The organism is Pseudomonas mosselii (assembly GCF_003205295.1).
GTDB lineage: Bacteria > Pseudomonadota > Gammaproteobacteria > Pseudomonadales > Pseudomonadaceae > Aquipseudomonas > Aquipseudomonas mosselii_B.
Window position 1 is genome coordinate 103,805 of the sequence record NZ_QJRP01000008.1, and the last position, 18,224, is coordinate 122,028.

Below are 18,224 nucleotides of genomic sequence, written 5' to 3' on the forward strand. Positions count from 1 at the left end.
GCCGCTCCTACAGTTACAGCTTTGCGATGCACCGCAAATAGCAAACTAAGCTAAAGCCTGACGCCAAAAAGCCGATAACCCGGCATCCTCCCCCATTTCGAACCGAAGGTTGCCCATGGCCACGCAAAAAGCCCGCGCGGACTCGTTGTCCCTGCTGCTGTTCACCCTGCGCAGCGGCAAGCTGATGGCAATCAACCTGCTCAAGGTCAGCGAGATCATCCCCTGCCCGCCACTGACCAAGCTGCCGGAGGCCCACCCGCATGTCAAAGGTGTCGCCACCCTGCGCGGCAACTCGCTGTCGGTGATCGACCTGTCCCGGGCCATCGGCGAAATGCCCCTGGCCGACCCCGACGGCGGCTGCCTGATCGTCACCGAGATCAGCCGCTCGCGCCAGGGCCTGCACGTACAGGCGGTGAGCCGCATCGTCCATTGCCTGAGCACCGACATCAAGCCGCCGCCCTATGGCTCGGGCAACCGCTCGTTCATCACCGGCGTGACCCGGGTCGACAACACCCTGGTGCAGGTGCTGGACATCGAGAAGGTCATCCACGGCATCGCCCCGCCCCCGCACGAACCACACCCGGGCGAAGTCAGCGAGGAGGACGCCAGCCTGCTGGCCGCCGCCAACATCCTGGTGGTGGACGACAGCCAGGTCGCGCTGCAGCAGTCGGTGCACACCCTGCGCAACCTCGGCATCGAGTGCCATACCGCGCGCAGCGCCAAGGATGCGATCAACGTGCTGTTGGAACTGCAAGGCACCGACAGGGAGATCAACATCATTGTCTCCGACATCGAGATGTCCGAGATGGATGGCTTCGCCTTCACCCGCACCTTGCGCGAAACCCCCGACTTCCAGCACCTGTACATCCTGCTGCACACCTCGCTGGACAGCGCGATGAGCGGCGACAAGGCCAAGCTGGCGGGGGCCAATGCGATCCTGACCAAGTTCTCCTCGCCGGAGCTGACCAACTGCCTGGTGACGGCGGCGCGGGCGGTGGTGTTCGAGGAGCGCTGAAAGCCAGAGCGTGAAGAGCCATGCGAGTGCATGGCTCTTGAGGCCTCAGCGGCTATTCGTCGACTGAGGGCGGGGCTGCGAGGCCGCCCTGGAAACGACTGGCTCTCGGTTCGGCGCTTTCACGCCCCCCCGCTTCCAGGTCGGCCACTGCTCGACCTTTTCTCGACATTCATCGAGGTAACGAAGAAATTCCTCTTTACTTCCGTTCATCGGAATCATCCTTCAAGTACATTGACAAAGTATACCCAGCCTCATCCTCATGATCGATGTATGAACAAGGCAGCATCTGGGTGCGCAATCTAGCATCTGCTTCAGTCCAGTCAACCGTTTGCCCATCCTCGGTCTTACGTATGACAGCGTAGCCGCTACCCAGACTCATGGAAAACAGATCAAAGAAGCTTCTTGGGCCCACGCCGATGAAGGCGTCAAAAAATACCCCTTTGTTCGAACGGTCCTGGGAAATCGAATCCGAATGAAATTTCTGAGCCTTACTCTTGGGGTAAGGCTCGACATAAACCACACGGTCGACACCTGCGGCAATAATGTGTTTTGCACAGTTGTGACAAGGGTAAGTGGTGCAATACAGCGTGCTATCAACTGCACTTACCCCCATTCTTGAAGATGACAGCAGCGCTTCCATTTCCGCATGGACGACCCGCCCGTATTCAGTGATATCTTTTATTCCGCTATTTCTTATCAACGGCGCCACTTCATCCCGACAGTGCTCGGGTAATGAGCGAATGATGTTGTCTACAATCTCCTTTTTTTGCATGGCGTTGGAGTCCTCGCCTCGTTTGTAGTCCCTTCCATCCTCCTCATCCACAATTTCATGTGCTTCACTCCTGGTTGGCCAGTACAGGCCGCCTCCTGCCTTGGGTACATCGTTAGCCCCCGTTGCGATGATGCAATCGTGCTTGGTCAGTACAGCACCGACCTGCCGTGATAGGTCAGCGGACCTCAGTGAGGCAGAAAATGCCATGAACATCGCATACTCATCGAAAGTGGGGGTGACGTAGGGCTTTCCGAACAACAGATCCAGAATTCGCCAGACCTGATTCTTGAGGGCATCAAGATTCCCGTCATAACTGACAAAGAAATCAGACAAATGGTAAGTATCTCGGGTGTGCTGCCCATGTGGCTCTTTTTCGTTCTCATCCCGTGAAATCAGATCCGCCGCCTGCTCCTTAGTCAACTGCAAGTCCTTGAGAAGATAGCGACTTCTGCGCTCATGGTCCGCATGCACGCCGATCAAGAAGAACCCTCCAGCGTAAATCTTCCGCAGTCGCTGCACCTCAAACGGTGTTTTCAGTGAGTTGATCAGATAGGCATTTCTACCAGGCGCTCCCTGATTTTTCTGGTACCTCAATTGGCTGATGGCGACAGCAGCACCCAACGCCAGTATCGAATTATCCCCTGACACCTCTCTTAACCGATTACCTTCACGCATGTACCTGTCTATACGCTCAACGCGGTTTTCTGTGTCCGGAACGTTCCCGATTTTTGAAATAACCTCACTGGATATACGAATGGAGTTAGAGGTATAGCGAAACGCCTTGAGCCGATCTTCGACAATTTGGCAAACCACTTTCAGGTCAGTTCCCAGTGCCCCGACGAATCCCAGAACCAACTCGGAATCCGCGTAGGAATCATCCAGGAAGGACATATTCATGAATTCAGGAGCGTGCGCAAGATTTTCCATGAGTGGCCGGGCATCGGGCATGGCCTCACCGTCCTGTGACAGTATCCCTCTTACCAACTGCTCCAGCTCCAGGGAGGACTCCGGCTTCCCCTGAAAACTCAGTTCACCCGTGCCCGGGTACCAAGACATCACACCACCGCTATGGGTGCGAAACTCAAACTGGTTCGGGTTAAGTTCTTTCCATGCTCCAACCTGCGCCAATATTTCCAGGCGCTCCTTCAGCTGCGCGAATGATCCCTCGAAACGCATTCCATGACCTCACCGTTGCCCGTTGGCTTTTGAATCCCTACAGGTATAGCCACGAATCATCCTCTTTCCAGCGCGAGCAATGCTTGCTAATAAAGTTTCAGCCTTCCGCTAAAAACGTAGGAAAATTCGCAATTTGCGTTGCGCCAATGGAAAGGCATAATTCCCTCTCTTGTTGAGGTCATGCCCCATGCTACGTTCGATACTGCTTAGCCTTTCGTTACTAACCGTTTCCGCCCAAGCTTCGACGCCACAAGCCTGGAGCGACCAGCGCCAGCACATGCTCAAGGCCTGCCTGGCCGCCAGCCAGTTCAAGGATGCCCACGCCCTGGGCAAGCCCGCCGAGTTCGACGACCGAGTCGGTTACAGCGCACTGCTGATCGAGGGCACCTACCCCCAGAAGCACATGCAGAACCGCACTGGCACCGAGCTGTGCCTCTATGACCGACAACGCCAGCAAGCCTTCACCACCGAATGGGAAGCCGGCAAGCGATGAGCGACAGCATTCGCTTCGCCTGCACCGGCTGCGGCAAATGCTGCACGGGCCATCATGTACCGCTGACGCTTGCCGAAGCCCATCAGTGGGCGGGGGCCGGCGGCCAGGTAGTGGTGTTGATCGAAGGGTTCATCGCCGATGGCCCTGGCATGCCGACGGACCAGCGCGAGCATGTGCTGCGTCGTTCACACCCGGTACCCTGTGGCGCGGGGCAGCTGCACGTATCAGTGACCTTCGCCGCGTTCAACCCGGGGCGTTGCCGCAACCTCGATGACAACGATCTGTGCGGCATCTATGAAAGCCGGCCGCTGGTCTGTCGCATCTACCCGGCGGAGATCAACCCGCACCTGCCACTGCGGCCGGAAAACAAGGATTGTCCACCCGAGGCCTGGGAACAGGGGCCGGAACTGATTCACGGCAGCCTGCCGGTGGATGAAGGGCTGCGTGCCTTGATCGAGGCCTCGCGCCAGGCGGACCGCGACGATATCGCGGCCAAGGTAGCGATCTGCCAGGCGCTGGGGATGACCACCAGTGCGCTGAAGGGCAACGGATTTACCGCGTGGCTGCCGGACATGGCGGCGTTTGCTGCGGTGCTGGAACAGGCGCCAAGGGCGGTCGATGGACATTGGGTGGTGCATGTGCACGACGAGGCGCTTGCGGCCGATCTACAGGCTCATCGCTTGCAGGTGACAGGCGAAGCGCCGGTCTACTACGCATTCATCGGTTTCTAGATAGATCCAATCGCGGGGCAAGCCCGCTCCCACGCTCCCCACTTCGAAGCATGGATACCAACATTGTGGGAGCGGGCTTGCCCCGCGATAGGGCCGGCCCTGACAACTCAATCAATCACTGACACCGCCGCCAGAACTCATCCGCCAGCCGCCGCAGGTCCTTGGCAAGATCCGCCACATCGCTGGCGCTGCTGTGACTGCGCTGCCCGACGCTGACCGTCGCCTCGCTGGCCTGGCGGATGCTGGTGATGTTGCGGTTGATGTTCTCGCTGACCTGGCTCTGCTGCTCCACCGCCGCGGCGATCTGCAGGCTCATCTCGTTGATCTGGTTGACCCGCACGCTGATGCTGTCCAGCGCGTCGCTGGCCAGTTGCGCCTGCTCGACACTGTGCCCGGCATGGGCGCTGCTCTGCTGCATCACCTGCACCGCCGCGCGGGCGCCGTCCTGCAGGGCGGCGATCATGCGCTGGATATCGTGGGTGGACTGCGCGGTGCGCTGGGCCAGGCCGCGCACCTCGTCGGCGACCACCGCGAAGCCACGCCCCTGGTCACCCGCCCGCGCCGCCTCGATGGCGGCATTGAGCGCCAGCAGGTTGGTCTGCTCGGCAATGCCGCGGATCACGTCGAGCACCCCCGAGATCTCGCTGCTGTGGCTTTCCAGCTGGTGGATCACCTCACTGGCCTCGACCAGCGAGCCGGCCAGGTCCTGGATCGCGCAGCGGTTGCGGTCGACCAGCTGGTGGCCGGACTGGGTTTCGTCCTCGGCCTGGTCGGCGGCCATCGCCGCCATCTGCGCGCTGCTGGCCACCTGGGCGACGCTGGCGCTCATCTGATGGATCGCCGTGGCCACCTGGTCGGCTTCGCTCTGCTGCTCCAGGCTGTTGGCGTGACTGCTGTGCAAGGCCTCGACCAGCGAGCCGGAGTGCCCGGCCAGGCGCGACGAGGTGTCGCCGATACGCCCGACCACCGCCCCCAGTTGCGCCTTGAGCATGCGCATGGCGAACTCGATCTGCCCCAGGCCATCACGCCGGCCGGTGTACAACTGCTGGCTCAACGGGTTGTCGGCAATTACCTGGGCCTGTTGACGCAGCCGCTCATAGGGGCGCAGCAGCACCAGGATTGCCAGGCTGCTCAAGCCGGCGGCCGCCAACACCTCCAGCAATGATTCCAGCAGCGGCGCCCCCAGCCACCACTGCCCTGCCCCCATCACCAGCGCCAGCACCATGCCGACCGCCAACGACAAGCGCGTGCCCAGCCCCAGCACCGGCAAGCGCTCGCGCCAGCCACGCCGGCCTTCGCGCAAATGCGCATAGCAGCGCTCGGCGGCCGCGACCTGCTCGGCAGCGGGCTTGGTCCGCACCGACTGGTACTCCAGCGCCTGCCCGCCGCTGCTGATCGGCGAGACGAAGGCGCTCACCCAGTAGTGGTCGCCGTTCTTGCAGCGGTTCTTCACCAGCCCCATCCACGAGCGCCCGGCCTTGAGCGCCTGCCACATCTGGGCGAAGGCCTGGGGCGGCATATCGGGGTGGCGGACGATGTGATGGGCGTTGCCCAGCAGCTCCTCGCGGGAGAACCCGCTGACCCGCAGGAAATCGTCATTGGCATAGGTGATGCGGCTGTCCAGGTCGGTGGTGGACAGGATGTTGGCGTCGCCGGGGTAATCCACTTCGCGACCGGTAACAGGCATATTGCACTTCATCGGAGGCTCTCGTTGTTGTACGTGAAATCGGCAGGGCGTACGACTCTAGGGGCAAACGCCGGCGCAACATTGATCCACGGCAGGGTATTGGCACTTGGCCATCAACCCGCCGAAACTGACAGCCGTGACAGCCAGGCGTCACGCTGCCGACCCGGTCGGCGCGCTATAACCCTGCAATACCCGAATCCGTTTTCCAGCCCCTTGGCCAAGGTGCCCGCCCCGATGCGACGTCCGTCCCGCTCCCTCGTTCTGGCCGGCCTGGCCATTGTCCTTCTGGTCGCGGTCGCAGCCTGGCAAGGCCTGCGCCGCGAGGCTCCGGCCAGCCGTGCCGCCAGCGCAATCCCGGTGCGGGTGATCGCCGTGGCCGAGCAGGACGTGCCCCGCTACCTCGGCGCCATCGGCTCGGTGCTGTCGCTGCACAGCGTCGACGTCCGCCCCCAGGTCGAGGGCGTGCTGACCCAGGTGCTGGTCAAGGAAGGCCAGTCGGTCAAGCAAGGCGACCTGCTGGCAACCCTCGATGATCGGGCGATCCGCGCGAACCTGGACCAGGCCCGCGCCCAGCTCGGCCAGACCCAGGCGCAGTTGCAGGTGGCCAACGTCAACCTCAAGCGCTACCAGTTGCTGAGCACCGACGACGGCGTGTCGAAGCAGACCCTCGACCAGCAGCAGGCCCTGGTGAACCAGTTGCAGGCGACCATCAAGGGCAACCAGGCGGCCATCGACAACACCGCGGTGCAACTCAGCTACACACAGATCCGTTCGCCGGTGACCGGCCGTGTCGGCATCCGCAACGTCGACCCCGGCAACCTGGTGCGTACCAGCGACACCCAGAGCCTGTTCAGCGTCACCCAGATCGACCCGATCGCCGTGGAATTCGCCCTGCCCCAACAACAGCTCCCCATCCTGCAGGGCCTGTTGAAATCGCCCACACCCGCCGAGGTGGAGGCCTACATGGACGCCGACGGCGAACGCAGCCTGCTCGCCAGGGGCCAGCTGATGCTGATCGACAACCAGGTCTCGGCCACCACCGGCACGGTGCGGGTCAAGGCCGAGTTCGACAACCAGGACGGCCGTCTGTGGCCCGGCCAGCTGGTCACCGTGCGCCTGCGCACGGCGGTGGACGAGGACGCCCTGGTGGTGCCGCCGCCGGTGGTGCAGCGCAGCCTCGACGGCCACTTCGTCTACCGCCTGGACGGCGACAAGGTCAGCGCCGTGCCGGTCAAGGTGGTGTACCAGGACAGCACGCTGAACATCATCGCCGGGGTCAACGCCGGCGACCGCCTGGTACTGGACGGCCAGTCGCGGCTCAAGCCCGGCAGCACCGTCGAGGTGACACCTGACGCCCCCGTGCCGGCGGAAATGGCCGACCGCAGGAGCCAGCCATGAACACCCGCAACGGCGTCTCGGCCTGGTGCATCGACCACCCCATCGCCACCCTGCTGCTGACCTTCGCCCTGGTGCTGCTGGGCGCCATCGCCTTCCCGCGCCTGCCGGTGGCGCCCCTGCCCGAGGCCGACTTCCCGACCATCCAGGTCACCGCCCAGTTGCCCGGCGCCAGCCCGGAAACCATGGCCTCGTCGGTCGCAACGCCCCTGGAGGTGCAGTTCAGCGCCATCCCCGGCATGACCCAGATGACCAGCAGCAGCGCCCTGGGCTCGACCAACCTGATCCTGCAGTTCACCCTCGACAAGAACATCGACACCGCCGCCCAGGAAGTCCAGGCGGCGATCAACACCGCCACCGCGCGCCTGCCCCAGGACATGCCCAGCCCGCCCACCTGGCGCAAGGTCAACCCGGCCGACAGCCCGGTGCTGATCCTCACCGTCAGCTCGACGCAGATGCCCGGCAACGAACTGAGCGATTACGCCGAAACCCTGCTGGCCCGCCAGCTCAGCCAGATCGACGGGGTCGGCCTGATCAACATCACCGGCCAGCTGCGCCCGGCCATCCGCGTGCAGGCCCAGCCCGAGAAGCTCGCCGCCATCGGCCTGACCCTGGCCGATATCCGCCTGGCCATCCAGCAGACCAGCCTCAACCTGGCCAAGGGCGCGCTGTACGGCGAGCACAGCGTGTCGACCATTGCCGCCAACGACCAGCTGTTCCACCCCGAGGACTACGCCAGGCTGATCGTCAGCTATCGCAACGGCGCGCCGGTGCACCTGGCCGACGTGGCCAAAGTGATCGATGGCGCCGAGAACGCCTATGTGAAGGCCTGGTCCGGCGACCGGCCGGGGCTTAACCTGGTGATCTTCCGCCAGCCCGGCGCCAACATCGTCGACACCGTGGACCGGGTGCTCGACGCCCTGCCGCGCCTGCAGGAGATGCTGCCGGCGGCGGTCGATGTCTCAGTGCTGCAGGACCGCACCCAGACCATCCGCGCCTCGCTGCACGAGGTCGAGCTGACCTTGATGATCGCCGTGGCCCTGGTGATCGGCGTGATGGCGCTGTTCCTGCGCCAGTGGTCGGCGACCTTCATCGTCTCCAGCGTGCTCGGCGTGTCGCTGATCGCCAGTTGCGCGCTGATGTACGTGTTCGGTTTCAGCCTCAACAACCTCACCCTGGTGGCCATCGTCATCGCCGTGGGCTTCGTGGTGGATGACGCCATCGTCGTGGTGGAGAACATCCACCGCCACCTGGAGGCCGGCGACGACAGCCGCACCGCCGCGCTCAAGGGCGCCGGCGAGATCGGCTTCACCGTGGTGTCGATCAGCTTCTCGCTGATCGCCGCGTTCATCCCGCTGCTGTTCATGGGCGGCGTGGTCGGCCGGCTGTTCAAGGAGTTCGCCCTGACCGCCACTGCGACCATCCTGATTTCGGTGGTGGTCTCGCTGACCCTGGCGCCGACCCTGGCCGCGCTGTGCATGCGCCGCCCGCCCGAGGAGCAGCACGGCGGCCTCGGCCAGCGCCTGGTGCGCGGGTACGAAAAGGGCCTGGACCGGGCCCTGGCGCACCGGCGCATCACCCTCGGCGTGTTCGGCCTGACCCTGGCGCTGGCGGTGGCCGGCTACGTGGCCATCCCCAAGGGCTTCTTCCCGCTGCAGGACACCGGTTTCATCCTCGGTACCACCGAGGCGGCGGCGGATGTCTCCTACCCGGCGATGATCGAGAAACACCAGGCCCTGGCGAAGATCATCGAGGCCGACCCTGCGGTGCGCGCTTTCTCCCACTCGGTCGGCGTCACCGGCAGCAACCAGACCATCGCCAACGGCCGCTTCTGGATTTCCCTCAAGCCCCGTGGCGAACGCGATGTGTCGGCCAGTGAATGGATCGACCGCATGCGCCCGAAACTGATGCAGATCCCCGGCATCGTCCTGTACCTGCGCGCCGGACAAGACATCAACCTCAGCTCCGGCCCCTCGCGCACCCAGTACCAGTACGTGCTCAAGAGCAACGACGGCGTGGCCCTGAACCTGTGGACCCAGCGCCTGACCGATCGCCTGCGCGAGAATCCGGCGTTTCGCGACTTGTCCAACGACCTGCAGTTGGGCGCCAGCGTCACCCGCATCGACATCGACCGCCAGGCCGCGGCGCGCTTCGGCCTGACCACCACCGACGTCGACCAGGCGCTGTACGATGCCTTCGGCCAGCGACAGATCAGCGAGTTCCAGACCGAGACCAACCAGTACAAGGTGATCCTCGAACTGGATGCCCGCCAGCGTGGCAAGGCCGAAAGCCTCGACTACTTCTACCTGCGCTCGCCGCTGTCCGGCGAGATGGTGCCGCTGTCGGCCCTGGCCCATGTCGCGCCGCCCAGCACCGGCCCCCTGTCGATCAGCCATGACGGCCTGTTCCCGGCGGCCAACCTGTCGTTCAACCTGGCTCCCGGCGTGGCCCTGGGCGATGCGGTGCAGATCCTCGAACGCACCCAGCGCGAGCTGGGCATGCCCGACGCCATCGCCGGCAACTTCCAGGGCGCGGCCCAGGCGTTCCAGAGCTCGCTGTCGAGCCAGCCGTACCTGATCCTCGCCGCGCTGGTGGCGGTGTACATCATCCTCGGCGTGCTCTACGAGAGCTTCGTGCACCCGCTGACCATCATCTCCACCTTGCCCTCGGCGGGCCTCGGTGCGCTGATCCTGCTGTGGGCCATGGGCCAGGACTTCACCATCATGGGCCTGATCGGCGTGGTGCTGCTGATCGGCATCGTCAAGAAGAACGGCATCCTGCTCATCGACTTCGCCCTCGACGCCCAGCGCCACCAGGGCATGACGCCCGAACAGGCGATCCGCCAGGCATGCCTGGTGCGCTTCCGTCCGATCATCATGACCACCCTGGCCGCGCTGCTCGGCGCGGTGCCGCTGATGTTCGGCTTCGGCACCGGCGCCGAGCTGCGCCAGCCGCTGGGCATCGCCGTGGTCGGCGGCCTGCTGGTGAGCCAGGCCCTGACGCTGTTCACCACCCCGGTCATATACTTGGCCCTGGAGCGCCTGTTCCACCGCCGCCGGGCCGCTGCCGCCCCCGCGCCGACCGCCAGTTGAGACAAGACCATGCGTGTGCTGATCATCGAAGACGAAGAAAAAACTGCCGACTACCTGCATCGCGGCCTTACCGAGCAGGGCTTCACCGTCGACCTGGCCCGCGACGGCATCGACGGCCTGCACCTGGCCCTGGAAGGCGACTATGCGGTGATCGTGCTCGACGTGATGCTGCCCGGCCTGGATGGCTACGGCGTGCTGCGCGCGCTGCGGGCGCGCAAGCAGACACCGGTGATCATGCTCACCGCCCGCGAGCGGGTCGAGGACCGCATCCACGGCCTGCGCGAAGGCGCCGACGACTACCTGGGCAAGCCGTTCTCGTTCCTTGAACTGGTCGCCCGCCTGCAGGCCCTGACGCGACGCAGTGCCATCCACGAGCCCTTGCAGATTCAGGTCGCCGACCTGTGGATCGACCTGATGGCGCGCAAGGCCACCCGCGCGGGATCGCGCCTGGACCTGACCGCCAAGGAATTCTCGCTGCTCAGCGTGCTGGCCCGGCGCCAGGGCGAGATCCTGTCCAAGACCGCCATCGCCGAGCTGGTCTGGGACATCAACTTCGACAGCGACGCCAATGTCGTCGAGGTGGCCATCAAGCGCCTGCGCGCCAAGCTCGACGGGCCGTTCGACAACAAGCTGCTGCATACCATTCGAGGCATGGGTTATGTCCTGGAGAACCGTGGGTAGTGACGGGGCCCCTGTGGGAGCGGGTTTACCCGCGAAGTGGCCTGCGCGGTGCTTGGCACCGGCTTCGCCGGTGTTCGCGGGTAAACCCGCTCCCACAGAGACCGCTCAACGGCCCCCATTGCCTTATCTGACAGGGCCTGCCCCAGCGAGAGGCGGTAAATGATCCAAACCATTCTGCCCAGCAAACCCGGCAACTCCATCGCCCTGCGCCTCTCGGCCCTGTTCACCCTGGTGGCCCTGGCCGTGTTCGTGCTGATCGGCAGCGCCCTGTACCGCCAGGTCGACCGCAGCCTCGACCTGCTACCCGCCGCCGAACTGGACGCGCGCTTCAGCGTGCTCGAATCAACCCTCAACCGCTACGGCACTCCCGAGCACTGGGCCAAGATCAACAACAAGCTCAACCTGCTCAGCGAGGAAGACCGGCGCATCCGCTTCTGGGTGGTGAGCAGTAATCCGGCCTTCGAATACGGCCACCCCACCGAACAGGTGCGCGGCTTCGCCGAGGGCGCGCCAGGCATGCGCGACCTGCGCCTGAGCGACAGCCCCTACCCGTACAAGGTGCTGGTCAGCGAACTGCCGGCCCTGGGCGAGCGCCCGCCGCTGCGCTTTCTGATCGGCATCGACACCGAGACTTTCTGGCAGGCCCAGCACAGCCTGCTGGTGGCCATCGTCGGCCTGGCCGCCTTCGGCGTGCTGCTGGCCTCGCTGCTCGGCTACTGGGTCGCGCGCATCGGCCTCAAGCCCCTGCTGGCACTATCGGATGAAGCCCAGGCCCTGGCCCCGCCGCGCCTGGACGGCCGCCTGCAGACCCGCGCCCTGCCGCCGGAACTGGCGCAATTCGCCGGCGCCTTCAACGCCGCCCTCGACCGGGTCAGCCAGGCCTATTCGCAACTCGAAGCCTTCAATGCCGATGTCGCCCACGAACTGCGTTCGCCGCTGACCAACCTGATCGGCCAGACCCAGGTCGCCCTGACCCGCGGACGCAGCGCCGAGCACTACTTCGAGGTGCTGCAATCGAACCTCGAGGAGCTGGAGCGCCTGCGCAGCATCATCAACGACATGCTGTTCCTGGCCAGCGCCGACCAAGGCAGCAAGGCCACCTCGCTGACCAGCGCCTCGCTGGCCGAGGAAGTGGCCACCACCCTCGACTACCTCGATTTCATCCTCGAGGACGCCCAGGTCAGCGTCAGCGTCAGCGGCGACGCCCAGGCCTGCTTCGAGAAGGCCCAACTGCGCCGGGCGCTGATCAACCTGTTGAACAACGCCGTGCAGCACACCGCGCCGCACCAGGTGATCCAGGTACGCATCGAGGCGGGCGAGGAACAGGTCAGCATCGCCGTGAGCAACCCGGGGCCGGCGATTGCCGACGAGCACCTGCCGATGCTGTTCGAGCGCTTCTACCGGGTGGATGCGGCCCGCGCCAACAGCGGCGGCGGCAACCACGGACTGGGCCTGGCCATCGTAAAGGCGATCGCCCTGATGCACGGCGGCAGTGTTTTCGTGCACAGCGAAGCGGGCGCCAATACCTTCGGTATCAACTTGCCAAACGCTCAACTACGCGGGTTTGCGGTAAAAGTCTGAGTATTTTTGCCGCGATCATTACTTTTTGCGCAACAGTGCTTATCTGAACAGCCTCTGTTTCCCCGCTGTTTACAGGACTAACTTTAGCCCTGTCTCCATTAGCACTTGCCCCGCAAGAAGGTTGCATCACATGTCCAACAGTATGGGTATTGCCAGCGTGTTCGTCCTGTCTTCCCTGTTGTTGTCGCCCCTGGCCATGGCGGAAGAATCCCCGGCCTTCGTCGCCCGTAACGCCGAGTTTGCCGCCGTCCATCAGGAGGCTCGCGAAGCCTATGCCGCGCAACAGGCCGATGCGGTAAAAGACGCACGGCAGACTGCTTCCAAAGTCTCTGTCGACACCGATGCCGACAGCTGATTGGCCTAACTCCAGTTTCCAGTTTTCCCTTGGCTACACCATGGGCAGTGCCCGTGACGATATGTTAGCCTTTCAAAGCCGCTGCCTTTCAGCGGCTTTTTTTATGCGTCGAAAATATCAGCCTGGCTGTTACGTCTCTAATAAGAACTTGCAGACACGACAATAAAAAACTGCCCCATCGCTTGACCAAAGGAGTTTGTACCGGTGTCTTTTGCGTTTCGTTTCACCCCGTTGTTCGTTGCATTGGCCGCAACGATGCCCGTGGCCGCACAGGCCGATGAAGACAAGGCTGATGGCTTCATCGAGGGTTCCACGCTGAACCTGCATTTCAGAAATGCCTACTTCAACCGCAACGAGAAGAATGCCTCGATCAAGGACAAGCGCGAGTGGGGCCAAGGCGCCGTCGCCCGCTTCGAGTCCGGCTACACGCCCGGCGTGATCGGCTTCGGCCTCGACGCCCACGCCATGGTCGGCCTGAAGCTGGACGGCGGCAGTGGCCGCGCCGGCACCTCGATCCTGCCGAGTGCGCCGCAAGACAAGGCACGCCACGCCTTCTCCACCGCCGGCGGCGCGATCAAGCTCAAGGGCTTCGACACCGAGTTCAAGGCAGGTGACCTGTTCCTCACCAACCCGGTGATCGCCGGTGGCGAAAGCCGCATGCTGCCGCAGACCTTCCGCGGCGTCGCCGTGACCAACCGCAGCATCGACGGGCTGATGCTCGAAGGCGGCAAGGTCAGCTTCACCAAGCCGTACAACCAGAGCGGCCACCGCCGCATCAACACCTACTACAGCAACCAGACGCGCGAGCAGGACAGCCAGAACCTGAGCTGGGCCGGCGCCTCCTGGAGCGGTACCGAGGGCGTCACCGCCAACGTCTACGCGGCCGAGCTGAAGGACATCTGGAACCAGTACTACGCTGATTTCGACTACACCTACCAGGTCAACGACCTGGTCAGCCTGAACCCGGGCGTGCACTTCTACCACACCCAGGACACCGGCCAGTCGAAGCTGGGCGACATCGACAACAACACCTGGAGCGTGCACTTCACCGTGGCCGCCGGGTACCACAGCGTCACCGCTGCCTACCAGCGGGTCAACGGCGACACGCCGTTCGACTACATCAACCTGGGCGACAGCATCTTCCTCGACAACTCGCGCATGTACTCGGACTTCAACGCGCCGAACGAGCGTTCCTGGAAGCTGCAGTACGACTATGACTTCGCCGGCCTCGGCATGCCGGGCCTGAGCACCTCGCTGTCGTACTCACGCGGCAAGGCCGACCTGACCAAGGCCAGCCAGGACACCCAGTACTACGCCTTCTACAACGCCGACGGCGAGAATGCCCGGCACTGGGAGCGCGACTTCGACGTGAAGTACGTGTTCCAGGAAGGCCAGCTGAAGGACCTGTCGGTGCTGCTGCGCTATGCCACGCACCGGGCCAACGCGGCGTACTCGCAGGAGTCGGACAACGACGAATTCCGCGTGATCGTGGATTATCCGTTGAACGTGTTCTAACGCAGCCCCCTGTAGGAGCGGCCTTGTGTCGCGAAAGGGCCGCAACGCGGCCCCAGCTTCCAAAGTGATGCACAGAATGCTGGGGCTGCTTCGCAGCCCTTTCGCGACGCAAGGCCGCTCCTACACCAGCGCTCCCTGCTTCAACGGTTACGGTTCAAGCCGATCTCCAGGTCATTGATCAGCGCCTTGGCCATGGCACTGAGCATCCGCGCCGCACTCCCCGCTTTCAAATCCCCTTCCATTTCCGCCTCTGTGGTCAGGTGCAGGATGCAATCCTGCAACACCGACAGCTCATCGAATGCCCGGCTCAAGGGCACACCCGGCAGCACGCGATAACACTCCAGAAACGTCTCGTCGCCCGCGGTGACGGGCATATCGGGCTGCTCGCTCATGGCTGCGCCTCCAGCGACCTGGCGTGGGCCATCAGGCAGCTCAGCAGCCGGCTGAGGATGGAAATGTTGTCCACCAGGATCTCGGGACGTTCATCCTCGGGAAAGGCCATGTAGACATCGCAGGTGCGGGTCATCATGGTCATCAGGACAGCGGCATGCTCCCAGACTTCGGCCAGCGGCAGGTGGTCGATGATGGAGATGTAGGGGATGGGGGGATCAGGTACCAGCTTCTTCATGTGCGTTTTCCAATGTCATTAAAGGAAACCGCCAGCTCATCCTTTCTCACCAGATAAGGGTGGCAGCCGTACATGGGGTGAGAAAACCGAGGACATCGGAACCCGGCCAGACCTAGGTCTGCCCATGCACAGCTGCCGTAACAGAATGCGGGACCAACATCGTTCGGGTTTCTCACACCCGGTTGCCAAATTCGGCGACCCGACGACGTTATCCCTGATGCATTTCCCCGCCTATCCAGACCCTTCCGGCAGGCGCGTAGGATAGGTCCCAAGCACAGACCAACTGAAGCATTTGGTTTCAGATTCGGAAATGTCGTACACCCCATCGCGGGGCAAGCCCGCTCCCACGACCATGACCTGAACCTGAACCTGAACCTGAACCTGCCGAATGGTGGGAGCGGGCTTGCCCCGCGATGGGCCTACTGAATCATTTCCGTCGGCCAAATCAGCTTTGATCTTGTCCGACAATCCCGCCTTGCCTAAAATACCGCCGCCGCTTTCCGGCCCACTCCCCATGGATCCCGGGGCTTATGCAGTTGCGAGCATGACGTTGCCCACCCGATCACCACGATCCGCCCTGTACAAGTCGCACCCCGAGCTGGTCCTCAACCTGGGCAGCTGCCTCGCCGTGCTCGCCATCGTGGCCATCGTCAGCTACCTGCTGGCCCGCGAGCGCGACAGCGTCGAGCAATCGGAAATGCGCTCCTCGAGCAACATCGTGCAGTTGATCGAAAGCGATATCCTGCGCAACGTCGAACTCTACGACCAGTCGCTCAAGGGCCTGATCTGGGCCGTGCAGCACCCCGAGCTGCTCAACGTGCCCGCCAAACTGCGCCAGCAGATCCTCTTCAACCAGGCCTTCTCCGCCCCGGTGCGCGGCGACATCCTCTGGCTCGACGCCAAGGGCGACGTGCTTGGCGACTCCACCAGCGCGGTGCCGCGCCAGGCCAACTTCGCCGACACCGTGGCTTTCCAGGCCCACCGCGACCGCCCGGGCCTGGGCTTGCTGATCAGCCCGCCGTTCAAGGCGCGGCTGGGCGACCTGGACTGGTGCATCAGCTTCAGCCGGCGCATCTCCGGCGCCAACGGCGAATTCCAGGGCCTGGCCGCCGGGGCCCTGCGCCTGTCCTACTTCAACGAGCTGTTCCAGCGCCTGGACATCGGCGTGGACAGCAGCATCAACCTGCTCAACACCGACGGCCAACTGCTGGCACGCCAGCCAACCCGCCCGCAGGACCCGTTGATCGGCACCAGTTTCAGCGAGCGCCCCAACTTCAAGCGCATCCTCGAGGAGCGCAGCGGCAGCTTCACCGCCCGCTCGACAGCCTACGAGGGCCAGCGTCTCTACACCTTCGCCCGGGTCGCCGACCTGCCGCTGATCGTGCTGGTGGCGCACTCGGCCGACGAGGTATTCCAGTCGTGGCGCCGCACCGCGATCGTGGTCAGCGTGGCTACCGGCGTGCTGTGCATCGGCATCCTCTGGCTGACCCTGCTGCTGGGCCGTGAATTGCGCCGCCGCCACGATGCCGAGCAAGGCCTGGCCACGCTTGCCGCCACCGACAGCCTCACGGGCCTTGCCAACCGTCGCCGCCTGGACCAGGTGTTGCGCCAGGAATGGGCGCGCGCCCAGCGCAACCGCAAGCCGCTGGCGGTGCTGATGGTGGATGTGGACCACTTCAAGGCGTTCAACCAACGCCATGGCCATGCCGGCGGCGACCATGTGCTGCGCGAAGTGGCCACGACCCTTGAGCTGTGCATTCGGCGCCCGGCGGACCTGGCGGCGCGTTATGGTGGGGAGGAGTTTCAGGTGGTGCTGCCGGAAACCGAGCTGGCTGGCGCCAGGCTGCTGGCCGAGCGCATTCGCGCCAGCGTCGAGGCTATGCCGCCGTTTGGCGACGACGAGCGGTCGGTGACGATCAGTGTGGGGATCGGCCTGCATATCCCAGGCACACAGCAGGATCTGGCGGCGCTGCTGGGTGATGCGGACGAGGCGCTCTACCGGGCCAAGGCCAATGGCCGGAATCGGGTGGAAGGGCCTCAGGGCTGACTGTAATTCTTTGATCCAACTCGGGCAGCGTGGGAGCGGGCTTGACCCGCGATGCACTACATGGCACCGGCTTCGCCGATGATCGCGGGTCAAGCCCACGCCGTTCCCGTTAAATCAGTAAAGGGCTGCAAAGCAGCCCCAAGACTCTCAAGACTGAGCGCGTGCCGCGTTACGCAACGCCTTCACCTGGTCATGATTGCGCTGCACGCCCTGCAGCTGCTTCTCCACCAGCGCATAGCTCTGGTCATTGACCGTACGCCCCAGCTTGACCAGCTTCTCACGGGCCTCTTTATAGGCCTTCAGCGCATGGTCTTCACCACGCTCCACCTCGTTGAGCACCGCCTCTTCATCCTTGCCGGTGACCATCGACTTGAGGTTGACCCAGCCACGGTGCAGGTCGCCGCTGATGCTGGTGCTGGTCTCGGGATCGCCACCCAGCCGGCGCACCTCGCCCTGCAGCTCGGCCGCGGCACTGGCGCACTCGCTGGCGCGCTGCACGAAGAAGGCTTTGAGCTGGGGATTCTTCACATCCTCGGCAGAGGTCTTGAAGCCTTTCTCACCATCCTTGCTGTACTCAATCAGGTCGTTGAGTACGTCGATCGTGTCTTTGTTGGGATTGCTCATGGCAACAAACTCCTTGGCAGGTGATAGTCACCTTTACCGGAGCAGGCTTCGTGCCAGGCTGATTGATATGAAATTAGTCATTAAAATCAATACCTTGAGATGAAAAACAGAAAGCCTGAAAACGGCGTTCTGCATGATCGCCGCTTGGGTCGTCGTGCAGTTTGCAGTATGGTCCGCGCTTCACCTGCCACAGGCCGATGCCCGATGAAACCCGAATCCCTGCAACTGCTGGTCACCCGCACCATGCCCTTCGGCAAGTACCAGGGGCGGATCATCGCCGACCTGCCCGGCGATTACCTGGCATGGTTCGCCCGCAAGGGCTTCCCGCCCGGCGAGCTGGGCGGGTTGCTGGCATTGATGCATGAGATCGACCACAACGGGCTGGGCGACTTGCTGAAACCGTTGCGGGGCAAGACACGGGGCTGACGGCCG

The 18,224-nt window shown here is 63.7% G+C and carries 16 protein-coding genes and 1 pseudogene; 11 read left to right on the top strand and 6 right to left on the bottom strand.

Features of this window, described 5'->3' with window-relative positions:
* Window positions 1-115: 115 nt before the first annotated feature.
* Complete coding sequence (locus tag DMX06_RS10725) at window positions 116-1,015, top strand: chemotaxis protein (RefSeq protein WP_110736814.1); 900 nt, start codon at window positions 116-118, stop codon at window positions 1,013-1,015.
* A gap of 196 nt (window positions 1,016-1,211) precedes the next feature.
* Here the strand turns inward: DMX06_RS10725 and DMX06_RS10730 are convergent, their stop codons facing one another.
* Window positions 1,212-2,963 (bottom strand): anti-phage dCTP deaminase, encoded by a 1,752-nt coding sequence (locus tag DMX06_RS10730; protein WP_110736816.1) that lies wholly within the window; start codon window positions 2,961-2,963, stop codon window positions 1,212-1,214.
* Window positions 2,964-3,150: 187 nt separating this feature from the next.
* Between DMX06_RS10730 and DMX06_RS10735 the strand changes: the two genes are divergently transcribed.
* Together DMX06_RS10735 and DMX06_RS10740 are read left to right on the top strand one after the other, a co-directional pair.
* Window positions 3,151-3,456 (top strand): hypothetical protein, encoded by a 306-nt coding sequence (locus tag DMX06_RS10735; RefSeq protein WP_110736818.1) that lies wholly within the window; start codon window positions 3,151-3,153, stop codon window positions 3,454-3,456.
* Window positions 3,453-4,187, top strand: coding sequence for a YkgJ family cysteine cluster protein (locus tag DMX06_RS10740; RefSeq protein ID WP_110736820.1), 735 nt, complete (start codon window positions 3,453-3,455; stop codon window positions 4,185-4,187). The genes DMX06_RS10735 and DMX06_RS10740 overlap by 4 nt, the downstream gene beginning before the upstream one ends.
* A gap of 115 nt (window positions 4,188-4,302) precedes the next feature.
* Here the strand turns inward: DMX06_RS10740 and DMX06_RS10745 are convergent, their stop codons facing one another.
* Together DMX06_RS10745 and DMX06_RS26790 are read right to left on the bottom strand one after the other, a co-directional pair.
* The gene (locus DMX06_RS10745; RefSeq protein ID WP_375538094.1) at window positions 4,303-5,394 is read right to left on the bottom strand and encodes a methyl-accepting chemotaxis protein; all 1,092 of its coding nucleotides are present in this window, start codon (window positions 5,392-5,394) and stop codon (window positions 4,303-4,305) included.
* 210 nt (window positions 5,395-5,604) lie between these two features.
* A pseudogene (locus DMX06_RS26790) lies at window positions 5,605-5,886 on the bottom strand (PAS domain-containing protein); the annotation flags it as partial.
* A 222-nt stretch (window positions 5,887-6,108) separates the two neighbouring features.
* Between DMX06_RS26790 and DMX06_RS10750 the strand changes: the two are divergent.
* The 6 genes from DMX06_RS10750 to DMX06_RS10780 all read left to right on the top strand — a co-directional run bounded on the left by DMX06_RS10750 (window position 6,109) and on the right by DMX06_RS10780 (window position 14,493).
* Window positions 6,109-7,272, top strand: coding sequence for an efflux RND transporter periplasmic adaptor subunit (locus DMX06_RS10750; protein ID WP_110736824.1), 1,164 nt, complete (start codon window positions 6,109-6,111; stop codon window positions 7,270-7,272).
* Window positions 7,269-10,361, top strand: a complete 3,093-nt coding sequence (locus DMX06_RS10755) for a multidrug efflux RND transporter permease subunit (RefSeq protein WP_110736826.1) — start codon at window positions 7,269-7,271, stop codon at window positions 10,359-10,361. Before DMX06_RS10750 ends, DMX06_RS10755 begins: the two co-directional genes overlap by 4 nt.
* Before the next feature lie 9 nt (window positions 10,362-10,370).
* Window positions 10,371-11,042, top strand: a complete 672-nt coding sequence (locus DMX06_RS10760) for a heavy metal response regulator transcription factor (protein ID WP_110736828.1) — start codon at window positions 10,371-10,373, stop codon at window positions 11,040-11,042.
* Between the two features lie 159 nt (window positions 11,043-11,201).
* Window positions 11,202-12,623, top strand: coding sequence for a heavy metal sensor histidine kinase (locus DMX06_RS10770; RefSeq protein WP_110736829.1), 1,422 nt, complete (start codon window positions 11,202-11,204; stop codon window positions 12,621-12,623).
* A gap of 130 nt (window positions 12,624-12,753) precedes the next feature.
* Window positions 12,754-12,978 (top strand): hypothetical protein, encoded by a 225-nt coding sequence (locus DMX06_RS10775; RefSeq protein WP_050703787.1) that lies wholly within the window; start codon window positions 12,754-12,756, stop codon window positions 12,976-12,978.
* Between the two features lie 204 nt (window positions 12,979-13,182).
* Complete coding sequence (locus DMX06_RS10780; RefSeq protein ID WP_110736831.1) at window positions 13,183-14,493, top strand: OprD family porin; 1,311 nt, start codon at window positions 13,183-13,185, stop codon at window positions 14,491-14,493.
* A gap of 140 nt (window positions 14,494-14,633) precedes the next feature.
* On the opposite strand, the gene DMX06_RS10785 is transcribed toward DMX06_RS10780, so the two are convergent.
* Complete coding sequence (locus tag DMX06_RS10785; RefSeq protein ID WP_110736833.1) at window positions 14,634-14,885, bottom strand: DUF3077 domain-containing protein; 252 nt, start codon at window positions 14,883-14,885, stop codon at window positions 14,634-14,636.
* Complete coding sequence (locus DMX06_RS10790) at window positions 14,882-15,121, bottom strand: hypothetical protein (protein ID WP_110736835.1); 240 nt, start codon at window positions 15,119-15,121, stop codon at window positions 14,882-14,884. The genes DMX06_RS10785 and DMX06_RS10790 overlap by 4 nt, the downstream gene beginning before the upstream one ends.
* Window positions 15,122-15,671: 550 nt before the next feature.
* On the opposite strand from DMX06_RS10790, the gene DMX06_RS10795 reads away from it, so the two are divergent.
* The gene (locus tag DMX06_RS10795; protein ID WP_110736968.1) at window positions 15,672-17,168 is read left to right on the top strand and encodes a GGDEF domain-containing protein; all 1,497 of its coding nucleotides are present in this window, start codon (window positions 15,672-15,674) and stop codon (window positions 17,166-17,168) included.
* Window positions 17,169-17,315: 147 nt separating this feature from the next.
* Here the strand turns inward: DMX06_RS10795 and DMX06_RS10800 are convergent, their stop codons facing one another.
* A complete protein-coding gene (locus DMX06_RS10800; protein WP_110736837.1) occupies window positions 17,316-17,792 on the bottom strand; it encodes a ferritin-like domain-containing protein in 477 nt (158 codons plus the stop codon).
* Window positions 17,793-17,996: 204 nt separating this feature from the next.
* Here DMX06_RS10800 and DMX06_RS10805 point away from each other — a divergent pair, with 204 nt between their 5' ends.
* Window positions 17,997-18,218 carry a DUF3820 family protein gene (locus DMX06_RS10805; protein ID WP_110736839.1) on the top strand — a complete coding sequence of 74 codons (222 nt, stop codon included), beginning with the start codon at window positions 17,997-17,999 and terminating at the stop codon, window positions 18,216-18,218.
* The last annotated feature ends 6 nt before the right edge of the window (window positions 18,219-18,224 follow it).